The organism is Armatimonas sp., from assembly GCF_031410135.1.
In the GTDB taxonomy this organism is placed as follows: Bacteria; Armatimonadota; Armatimonadia; order Armatimonadales; family Armatimonadaceae; genus Armatimonas.
The window spans coordinates 1-2,067 of the sequence record NZ_JANNYP010000310.1 but is presented as its reverse complement, the minus strand read 5'-3'; the positions used below and the strand labels follow the sequence as shown (position 1 = coordinate 2,067).

The following is a 2,067-nucleotide window of genomic DNA, read 5'->3' as shown; positions in this document are numbered from 1 at the left end:
CACGGTGAGCTACTTCGAGTGGGTGCAGGGTCTCCAGTCGTTCTTCTGGAGCGAGGGCGAGGTCAATGCCAAACTGGAGCAGATCATGGTCCGCGCCTTCGGCCAAGTCAACGCCGCCGCCAAGAAGCACAACTGCGACCTCAGAACCGCCGCCTACATCGTCGGGGTGGGCCGCGTCGCAGAAGCCATCACGGCTCTGGGAATCTTCCCGTAAAAACAAAAAGCCCACCCCTACCTCCCGCTTGGCGGAGGGTAGGGGTGGGCGAAAGTTAGAGAGTATCTTACAGTTCGAGCTTGGTTGCACCGCTGGGACCAGCATTGGCGCTGGAGCGGAACGGCATTCCGAGCTGGAAGAGAAGATAGCGTGCTTCTTCGTCCTTGCTGGCGGTGGTCACCATGATGATGTCCATACCACGAATCTTGTCAATCTGATCGTAGCTAATTTCCGGGAAGGTCAGCTGCTCTTTCATCCCCATCGCGAAGTTGCCACGGCCATCGAAAGAGTTCGGATTGACACCCTGGAAGTCACGAACACGGGGCAGGGTGACGTTTAGAAGCTTGTCTAAAAACTCCCACATTCGGGCTCCACGCAGCGTGACTTTGCAGCCGATCTTAGCGCCTTCACGAAGACGGAAGTTTGCGACGGATTTCTTCGCCACACAGACCGCAGGCTTCTGACCGGAAAGAGCCGCCAGATCCTTGATCGCATTGTCCAAGAGCTTCGGATCACCACCGGTTCGACCGGCCTCACCGACGCCCATGTTCAGGACAATTTTCTCTAAACGAGGCACTTCGTTGATATTCTTGTAGCCAAACTGCTTCATCAACGACGTGACAACTTCTTTTTCATAGCGCTCTTGTAGACGAGCCTTGTAACCAGACATAAACAAATTCCTTTCTCGGTTCCAACCGAGTCAGCTCCCCGCACCCCAAAAAAGTGCAAGGGGGATATTCCCCTCCTCCCGAACCTTCCTCCCAGGATTGGGAGGAGGGGGCAGGGGGAGGAGGGTACTAAATTACCTCGCCGCCCTTGACAGCGACGCGGACTTTCTTACCATCACGTACTTCGACACGAATACGGGTCGGCTTGCCGTCCTTGTTGATCAGCGCCACTTTACAGGCCAGGATCGGGGCCTCGACCTCGATACGCTCGCCCGTTGGGTTCGGGTTCGCCGCAGACGGCTGTCCCTTTTGGTGCTTGGTGACGATATTGATACCCGTCACAAGAACCTTACCGGTCTTCGGATAGGTACGCGTCACCTCGCCGGTGCGGCCCTTATCTTTACCCGCGATCACAACCACGGTATCGGTCTTTCTAATGAAGAGCTTGCCTTCAAATGCCTTCTTAACTGCCATTACAGCACCTCCGGCGCGAGCGAGACGATCTTCATCCCACCCGAGATATTGGAGTCACGCATCTCACGAGCCACCGGGCCAAAGACACGGGTGCCACGCGGCTCCAGGTTGTTGTTGAGTACCACAGCGGCATTCTCATCGAAGCGAATGGTCGAACCATCGCTGCGCTTGATGGGCTGCTTGGTGCGGACGATCACGGCCTTCACCACATCGCCTTTTTTGACGTTGGAGTTCGGGGTGGCGGACTTCACGGCGGCGACAATCACATCACCGACATGTCCGACTTTCGTGGTCGAGCCCTTAAGCACACGGATACACAGAAGCGAGCGCGCTCCCGAGTTGTCCGCTGCCTTCAGGCGGGTATATTGCTGAATCATTTCAAACTCTCCTTAGCGCAGCAATAGGGCTGAATCCCTCAGCCCTATCCAGACGCTTATCGCAATCTGCGACGTGAACTACCCTCTTCTCCCCCGCTGGGCGGGGGCAGGGGGCCTTACTTGGCTCGCTCGATCACTCGAACAAGACGCCAGCGCTTTTCCTTCGACATGGGACGGCACTCCATGATCTCGACCGTGTCACCCGTGTGGGCATCGTTGGTCTCATCATGTGCCTTGAACTTGCGCGAACGGCGCAGGGTTCGTCCATAGAGCGGGTGGGGCTTGAGGGTTGTAATGGTCACGACAATTGTCTTGTCCATTGCATCACTCGTCA

Annotated in this window: 4 protein-coding genes and 1 pseudogene; 1 reads left to right on the top strand and 4 read right to left on the bottom strand. The window is 56.5% G+C overall.

The features are described from left to right. Positions 1-214, top strand: a pseudogene (locus tag RMO15_RS11175) (glutamate dehydrogenase); the annotation flags it as partial. Positions 215-281: 67 nt separating this feature from the next. On the opposite strand, the gene rplE reads toward RMO15_RS11175, so the two are convergent. The 4 genes from rplE to rpsQ form a co-directional block, all read right to left on the bottom strand. Beyond that, positions 282-884, bottom strand: coding sequence for a 50S ribosomal protein L5 (gene rplE / locus RMO15_RS11170; RefSeq protein ID WP_309712066.1), 603 nt, complete (start codon positions 882-884; stop codon positions 282-284). Positions 885-1,011: 127 nt separating this feature from the next. Next, positions 1,012-1,356 (bottom strand): 50S ribosomal protein L24, encoded by a 345-nt coding sequence (rplX, locus tag RMO15_RS11165; protein WP_309712064.1) that lies wholly within the window; start codon positions 1,354-1,356, stop codon positions 1,012-1,014. Then, on the bottom strand, positions 1,356-1,733 hold the full coding sequence (rplN, locus tag RMO15_RS11160; protein ID WP_309712061.1) for a 50S ribosomal protein L14: 378 nt from the start codon (positions 1,731-1,733) through the stop codon (positions 1,356-1,358). The genes rplX and rplN overlap by 1 nt, the downstream gene beginning before the upstream one ends. Positions 1,734-1,849: 116 nt before the next feature. After that, a partial coding sequence (gene rpsQ / locus RMO15_RS11155; RefSeq protein ID WP_309712058.1) for a 30S ribosomal protein S17 occupies positions 1,850-2,067 on the bottom strand: 218 nt, incomplete at its 5' end.